Annotated in this window: 7 protein-coding genes; 3 read left to right on the forward strand and 4 right to left on the reverse strand. The window is 69.0% G+C overall.

Going from position 1 to position 7,524, the window contains the following annotated elements; translation table 11 throughout:
- Window positions 1-378 precede the first annotated feature (378 nt).
- Window positions 379-1,284 carry a LysR family transcriptional regulator gene (locus AC0Z2B_RS32305; RefSeq protein WP_476302227.1) on the reverse strand — a complete coding sequence of 302 codons (906 nt, stop codon included), beginning with the start codon at window positions 1,282-1,284 and terminating at the stop codon, window positions 379-381.
- 139 nt (window positions 1,285-1,423) lie between these two features.
- Between AC0Z2B_RS32305 and AC0Z2B_RS32310 the strand changes: the two genes are divergently transcribed.
- Genes AC0Z2B_RS32310 through AC0Z2B_RS32320 form a run of 3 tightly spaced genes read left to right on the forward strand, consistent with a single transcriptional unit; the run spans window position 1,424 to window position 3,797 of the window.
- A complete protein-coding gene (locus tag AC0Z2B_RS32310) occupies window positions 1,424-2,173 on the forward strand; it encodes a 5-oxoprolinase subunit PxpA (RefSeq protein ID WP_476302214.1) in 750 nt (249 codons plus the stop codon).
- The gene (gene pxpB / locus AC0Z2B_RS32315) at window positions 2,170-2,874 is read left to right on the forward strand and encodes a 5-oxoprolinase subunit PxpB (RefSeq protein WP_476302216.1); all 705 of its coding nucleotides are present in this window, start codon (window positions 2,170-2,172) and stop codon (window positions 2,872-2,874) included. Before AC0Z2B_RS32310 ends, pxpB begins: the two co-directional genes overlap by 4 nt.
- Entirely contained in the window at window positions 2,871-3,797 is a 927-nt protein-coding gene (locus tag AC0Z2B_RS32320; protein ID WP_476302218.1) for a 5-oxoprolinase subunit C family protein, read from the forward strand. The genes pxpB and AC0Z2B_RS32320 overlap by 4 nt, the downstream gene beginning before the upstream one ends.
- A gap of 35 nt (window positions 3,798-3,832) precedes the next feature.
- Here the strand turns inward: AC0Z2B_RS32320 and AC0Z2B_RS32325 are convergent, their stop codons facing one another.
- From AC0Z2B_RS32325 to AC0Z2B_RS32335, 3 genes are all read right to left on the reverse strand, one after another.
- Entirely contained in the window at window positions 3,833-4,393 is a 561-nt protein-coding gene (locus AC0Z2B_RS32325; protein ID WP_476302220.1) for a fasciclin domain-containing protein, read from the reverse strand.
- A 123-nt stretch (window positions 4,394-4,516) separates the two neighbouring features.
- On the reverse strand, window positions 4,517-5,128 hold the full coding sequence (locus tag AC0Z2B_RS32330) for a DUF1826 domain-containing protein (protein ID WP_476302222.1): 612 nt from the start codon (window positions 5,126-5,128) through the stop codon (window positions 4,517-4,519).
- 67 nt (window positions 5,129-5,195) lie between these two features.
- On the reverse strand, window positions 5,196-7,235 hold the full coding sequence (locus AC0Z2B_RS32335; protein ID WP_476302224.1) for a TonB-dependent receptor: 2,040 nt from the start codon (window positions 7,233-7,235) through the stop codon (window positions 5,196-5,198).
- Between the last annotated feature and the right edge of the window lie 289 nt (window positions 7,236-7,524).

A 7,524-nucleotide genomic window follows, 5' to 3' on the forward strand; every position in this document is an offset into this window, starting at 1 on the left:
GACGTCATTGACTGGGCAAGACAGTTGCTAGGCGAATCTGTAGCCGCTGCCGCAGGCTGCGCAGGCCGTCACTCTCGCTGAAGATCTTCAGGGCACTCAGAGGCCAGCGCAGCCTGGCGGCAGCGGCTACGCGAAGTCCTGCGCACATCGCACCTGTAGCAGCGGCCACAGGCCGCGTCCTGGAGCAACGCAGGACCGCCGCGGGACGCAGCCTTCGGCAGCTGCTACGCGAACGTGGATACCCCATAGACCGCGTCGCCTGCATCGCGGCCAAGGCCGGCTCCTACCACGAATAGTGTAGGAGCCGACTTTAGTCGCGATGCAGACGACGTCATTTCAAGACAGTTGCTGCTACGTGGTTTGTTGTGGTGCCCTTGTTTAGCGCAGGTGCACCTGGCCGGGGCGCAATCCCCGGGCGTGTTCGGCGGCGGCCTCGCGTGCCAGGCCTACCAGGCTTTCCACGGTCTCCAGGCCGACGCCGGCGCGCCAGCTGGCGAACATCTCAAGGTCCGCCGGGGCCGGTTGCACGTCCAGGCACTGCAGGCTGCCGGCAGCCAGCGCGCTGCTGACCAGCGCCGGGGGCAGGGCGGCGATGCCGAAGTCCTCGGCCAGCAGGCGTTCCATGGCTGCCACCGAGTTGATGCAGCACAACCGTGGTGCACGCAGGCCGTGGGCGTGCAGCAGGCCGAGCAGGTCCTGGTGCGGGCGCGAGTGACGGGAAAAGGTGATCAGTCGCTGGTTGGCCAGCAGCGCCAGGCTGTCGGCCTGGTGGGCGCTGCCGGGGCGGGCCAGCCAGGCCATGGGGTAGCTGGCCAGGTGGGCATTGCGCAAGCCCTCGTCGGGCAGCGGGTCGGTCTGCAGCACCAGGTCCAGCTGGCCGCGCCGCAACTGCTCGGCCAGGTTGCGCGCGGTGTCGGCCTGCAGGTCCAACTCCAGGGCCGGGCGCAGGGCGTCGATGCGCTGGATGAACGGCCCCAGCCAGGTGTGGATCACGCTTTCCATCACCCCCACGCGCACCCGCCCGGGGTGGCCGGCGTCCACCGCCTGGCGCAGCGCCTGGGTGCTGTCCAGCACCTGCTCGGCATAGCTGAGCAGGGCCTGGCCGCGCGGGGTCACGGTGGCGCCGCGGGCGTCGCGCTCGAACAGGCGCACGCCCAGTTCGTCCTCCAGCGCGGCGATGCGGTTGGACACCGCCGCCTGGGTGCTGAACAGCTTCTGCGCGGCCAGCCGGAAACTGCCCAGGCGCGCGACCCAGATAAAGGTTTCGAGGAACTTGAGGTTCATGGCGGCGGCTTCCGGCGGGCGGGCGTTCATCATAGCGGTGATCGACTTTGTTTATCACCTGTACCGCGAATAATCCGTTGGACCCTGCACGGGCGGCGTGTGAACAATTTACCCATCAGCTACCTGCGGAGTGCTCCCCATGAAACGCCCCTTGCTCAACTGCGATATCGGCGAAAGCTTTGGCGCCTGGTCCATGGGCCTGGACGCCGAGGTGATGCCGCTGATCGACTGCGCCAACATCGCCTGCGGCTACCACGCCGGCGACCCCGGCACCATGCGCCGCACCGTGGCCCTGGCCGCGAGCCACCAGGTGCGCATCGGCGCGCACCCGGCGTACCCCGACCTGGTGGGCTTCGGCCGGCGCAGCATGGCCTGCTCGGCGCAGGAGATCGAAGACCTGGTGCTTTACCAGGTCGGCGCCCTGGACGCCATGTGCCGTGCCGAGGGCAGCCGCGTGCAATACGTCAAGCCTCATGGCGCGCTGTACAACGACATGATGGCCGACCCGGTGCGCCTGGGCGCGGTGATGCGTGCCGTGCGCGCCTTCGACCCGCAGCTGCCGCTGATGCTGATGGCCACCGCCGACACCCGCGCCAGCCAGGCGCTGGCCGATGAACTGGGCCTGCAACTGTGGTTCGAAGCCTTCGCCGACCGTGCCTACGAGCCCGACGGCCAGCTGGTCAGCCGGCGCCTGCCGGGCGCCGTGCACCACGACCCGGCCCAGGTGGTGGCCCAGGCCCTGGGCCTGGCCCGTGGCGAGCCGTTGGTTACCCGTGACGGCAGCGCCCTGCGCCTGCACGTCGACACCCTGTGCGTGCACGGTGACAACCCGGCGTCGGTGGCAGCGGTGCGGCAGATCCGCCAGGCGCTGGATGGCTTGCCGGCATGAAGGCGCGCATCGAAGTCGCGGCCATCGACAGCCTGACCCTGCGCCTGTTCGAGGTGATCGACGAGGCTAACGTGCCGTGGTTGCTGGCCGCGGCGCAGCGCCTGCGCGCCACGTTCGGCGAGGCCCTGGTGGAGCTGGTGCCGTCCTACACCACGTTGATGCTGCAGTATGACCTGGCCCAGCTGGACGACGCCCAGGCCCGGGCCCTGTGCGAGCAGGCGCTGACCGACCTTGAGCCGGCTGCCGCCGACAGCGGCCGCGAGCTGGCGCTGCCAGTGTGGTACCACCCCAGCGTCGGCCCCGACCTTGAGGCCTTGGCGCGCCAGCGCAGCTTGTCGGTGGACCAGGTGATTGCCCTGCACAGCGGCCGCGCCTACGCGGTGTTTGCCCTGGGCTTTGCCCCAGGGTTTGGGTTCATGGGCCTGGTCGACCCACGGCTGGCCAGCCCGCGCCTGGGCACCCCCCGCCAGCGCGTGGCGGCCGGCAGCGTCGGCATCGCCGAGCGGCAGACGGCCATCTACCCGGCGGTCTCGCCCGGCGGCTGGAACCTGGTGGGGCGCAGCCCGGCGCGGTTGTTCGACCCGGCCCTGGAAGGCTTCAGCCTGCTGCGCCCCGGCGACCGGGTGCGTTTCGTGCCGGTGCAACGCGACGAATTCCTTCGCCTGGGTGGCGATGACACGCCCATGGAGGCACAGGCATGACTGCACTGATCGTGGAAAAGGCCGGCCCCCAGGCCAGCGTGCAGGACGGCGGGCGCTTCGGCGTGCGCCACCTGGGCCTGACCCAGGGCGGCGCCCTGGACTGGCTGGCCCAGCACTGGGCCAACTGGATGCTGGGCAACCGCCTGGACGCCGCCGTGGTGGAGGTCACCCTCGGCGGCCTGCAACTGCGCTGCGAGGGTGAGGGCTGGCTGGCACTGACGGGTGCGGACCTGGGGGCAACCCTGGACGGCCAGTTGCTGGACGTGTGGCGGCCGTTCAAGGTGCGCGCTGGGCAGCACCTGTGTTTCGCCAGCCCGCGGCTGGGCCTGCGCGCCTACCTGGCGGTGCCGGGTGGGGTGCGTGCGCCGTTGCTGGCGGGCAGCTGCGCCACCATTGCCCGCGAGGGCGTCGGGGGCCTGGACGGCCATGGCAGCGGGTTGCAGGTGGGTGATCGGCTGACTTGGGAAGGGCAGGCCAGCGTGATACGCGCGGTGCCGCCGGCGCTGATCCCGGACCTGCGCGCGCCGGCGCGGCTGGAGCTGATCCTCGGCGCCCAGGCGGGCAGTTTCGGCGGGCAGAGCCTGTTCGATGCGTTCGATCAGGCCTGGACCGTGGACACCCGCAGCGACCGCATGGGCGTGCGCCTGACGGGCACGCCGTTGCGCTACGACGGCCCAGGGCTGGTGTCGGAAGGCATTCCGTTGGGGGCGGTGCAGGTGCCGCCCGATGGCCAGCCGATCATCTTGCTCAATGACCGGCAGACCATCGGTGGCTACCCCCGGTTGGGGGCGTTGAGCCCGCTGGCGGTGGCGCGCTTGGCGCAATGCCTGCCGGGGGAAAACCTGTGGTTGGTACCCCAGGTGACCTTCGCCGCGCAGCAGCGGCATCGGCGTTGTCTGCAGGCGTTGCGCGCGGCGGGGTAGGTGCGGACGCGGCCTTTGGCCGCTGCTACGGGGCGTTATTTGGGCATCAGCACGGTGTCCACCACGTGGATCACGCCGTTGGATTGCATCACGTCGGCGATGGTCACCGCAGCCTTGCCGCCCTTGGCGTCCATGACCCACAGCTTGCCGTCATGGGCCATGACGGTCAGGGTTTCGCCCTGCACGGTCTTCAGCACGGCCTTGCCGCCGTGGGCCTTGGCGTCTGCCATCAGCTGGCTGGCGGTGTGGGTGCCGGCCACCACGTGGTAGGTGAGAATCTTGGTCAGGTCGGCCTTGTGCTCAGGCTTGACCAGGGTGTCCACGGTGCCGGCGGGCAGTTTGGCGAAGGCTTCGTTGGTGGGCGCGAACACCGTGAACGGCCCCTTGCCGTTGAGGGTGTCCACCAGCCCGGCCGCTTTCACTGCCGCCACCAGGGTGGTGTGGTCGTTGGAGTTGACGGCGTTCTCGACGATGGTCTTGGTCGGGTACATGGCCGCGCCGCCGACCATGACGGTGTCGGCGGCAAACACTGGCGCGGCCACCAGGCACAGCGCGGCGAAGCAGGCGGTGGTGAGGCGTTGGGCAAATTTGAGCATGATGGAACTCCTTGATTCTTGTCCTTCGGCTGAAGGTAATTGAATGTACGGAGCCCGAGGCGAAGTGGATGCAGGCGGATGCCGCTCTATTTTCGCAACTGGGAACCCACCGCAGCCATGGCCTCAGCCCAGCCAATCCAGGGTCATCAGCAGCCGCCCGGCGTTGCCCGGCACCGGCGGCGAACGGTGGATGATCCCGCGCCCCTCATTCCCTTCCCAACGCTCGCCCTTGAACAGCGCGACGCTGCCCGCCTGCAGTTGCCGTGGTGGCAGGCACGGCTCGGCAGCCGGGTCGCCCAGCTGTTCGCGGGGCATGGCGCCTTCTTCCAGCCACTGGCTGCCCACCCCGGCGTAGGTGGTGATCAGGCGCAGCGACACCCAGTCCACGTGGTAGCGCGGGCACATGGCCTTGTTCAGCGCACGAATGCGCAGGCCCACGCGCGTCGCCCCGGTCAGGCAGGCGAATGCGTGGGTCAGCCAGGTCACGTCGGCGACGAAGCCGGCATGGCCTTCCACGTCGCGCCACTCGCTGGCCAGGTCGGCCAGCAGCGGCGGGTGGTCGTCGTTCACGGCCACGGCGCGGGACTCGGCGTAGGGCAGGCCGGTGGCAATCACGCTCTCGGCAAAGGTGGTGATGTGCACCGGTAGCTGGCGCTCCCAGATGGCCAGGTTGACGTCGTCCTCAAGGGCCTGGGGCAGGATGGACAGCGCGGGGCTGCTCAGTTGTCTCGGCATGCTTGCATCCAAAAAGGTTATAACGTTGCGTGTTAGGTGGGCAGTGAAACCTGCCCACCCGCGTGGCTTAGAAGGTGGTGCGCAAGCCCACCTCAAGGCTGCGCCCCGGCGCCGGCGCGATGTCGCGCAGGATCGAGCTGGCGTAGCGCACGGTCTGGTTGGTGAGGTTTTCGCCCTTCACGAACGCCAGCCACTGGCTGCGGCCAATGTCGAAGCGGTAGCCGGCGCTGGCACCCAGGGTGGTGTAGCCGTCGGTGCTGGTCTCGTTGGCGGGCACCTGGTGCTGGGCGTTGGCGTGCTGGACGTCCACGCGGGCCTGCCAGCGGTCCTTCTCCCACAACAGGCCGCTGTTCAGGCGCAGCGGGGCGATGCGCGGCAGGGCTTCGCCGGTGTCCAGGTTGGTGGCGCGGGTGTAGTCGCCGGACAGCTCCAGCGCCCACTTGCCGTAGGCGTTTTCGCCCAGGCTCCAGTGGTCCTGGGCCTCGACGCCAGCGAAGCGGGCGCGCACGCCCGAGTAGGTGTACTCGGGGATGCCGCTGGCGTCCTCCTGGCCGTCGTCGTTGAGGGTGCGCCCGGTGCCCAGCAGGCCGATGTAGTTGGCGAAGTGGCTGTAGAACACGCCGACGCTGCCCTTGTGCACGCCGTTGTCGAAGCGCAGGGCCAGGTCGCTGGACACGGCTTTTTCCTTGGACAGGTTGGCGTCGCCCACCTCATAGGTGCCGGTGGCCACGTGGGCGCCGTTGGCGTACAGCTCGTAGAAGGTGGGCGCGCGCTCGGTGTAGGCCAGGGTGGCGGCCAGCGACCAGACCGGCGTCAGGCTGTACACCGCGCCAGAGGACAGGCTGCCGGCGGTGAAGGTGCTGCTGCGGTCGGCGGCTTCGAAGCGCTCGTTGCCCTGGGCGTCGGGGGCCACGCGGGTGTGCTCCAGGCGGCCGCCCAGGTTCAGCTTGAGGCGGTCGGTGGCTTGCCAGTCTTCGAGGATGAACAGCGCGGTGGCGTCGGTGTCGGTCTGCGGCACGAAGGCTTCTTCGCCCAGGGCCTGGAACTGGCTGCGGTTCACCTGCGCGCCGACCACGCCCTCCAGCGGGCCGATGGGCTGGTGGCGGGCCTCGATGCGCGCTTCGTAGCCCTTGTTCTTGAAGGTGGTGCCGACCTCGCCGTCCTCGATTTCGCTGTGCTTGTAGTCGGTGTAGCCGGCGTTGACCTTCACCGAGGTGAATGGGCCATCCAGGTCGCGCACCTCGGAGGCGAAGGCGTAGTGCTCCTGCTGCATGCGGATGCGCACGTCGTCTTCGGCCGGCGAGCCGTAGTTGCTGTCGTAGTTGCTGTACGACACCCCCGCGTAGCCGTGGTCCCAGGTGTAGGAGCCGCCGATGGCGCCGTTGTCCTGGCGGCCGTCGCTGTTGGCCAGGTGGTGCTTGCCGCCGTTGTCGTCAGCGTCCTCGCTGGCGCGCTGGCTGGCGCTGTGGGCGAAGCCGGGGATGCTCAGGTCGTTGAAGCTGCGGGCGCTGGCGTCCAGGTGCAGGGCGAAAGTACCGTCGCCCACTTCCAGCTTGCCGGCGCTGCTGCGGGTGGTGTCGGCGCCGCCGTAGCGCAGCTCGCCGGCGCCATGAATGCCGTCGATGGCCTCGGTGGGAATGCGGTTGTCGAAGGTGTTGACCACGCCGCCGATGGCGCTGCCGCCGTACAACAGCGCGGCCGGGCCGCGGATGATTTCCACGCGGTCGACGTTGATCGGGTCCAGCGGCACGGCATGGTCATAGGACAGCGACGAGGCGTCCAGCGCGCCCACGCCGTTCTGCAGCAGGCGAATGCGGTCGCCGTCCTGGCCACGAATGATCGGCCGGCTGGCGCCCGGGCCAAAATAGGAAGAGGACACGCCGGGCTGGCCGTTGAGCGTCTCGCCCAGGCTGCCTTTTTGCGCCAGGGTCAGGCTGTCGCCCTCCAGCACCGTGCTGGGCGCCGCCAGTTGCGTGTTGCCCAGCGGGTTGGCGGTGATGACTTGTGATTCCAGCTCAATGGCCTTGACGGGGGAGGCGATAAGCAAGGCGGCGGCGAGTGGGGTCATGCGCAGGCGGGAGGTAGAGCGTCGCGGTGAAGGGTGCATCAAGAAAAGCCCTGATCGAGTAATGTCATAATGTTATATCATAACATTTACATTTCACCCACCCCGTAGCAGCTGCCGCAGGCTGCGTCCCGCGCCACGCGGTGTGCCTGGCCATGCGCGGTGCCTGCGGACGCGGCCTGCGGCCGCTGCTACGGGGGCGGTGTGCGCAGGTATCGCGTAGCAGCAACTGTCTGGAAAATGGCGTCGTCTGCATCGCGACTAAAGTCGGCTCCTACGCCGGTCGTGGTAGGAGCCGGCCTTGGCCGCGATGCAGGCGACGCGGTCTATG

The organism is Pseudomonas sp. GYB4201 (genome assembly GCF_056312595.1).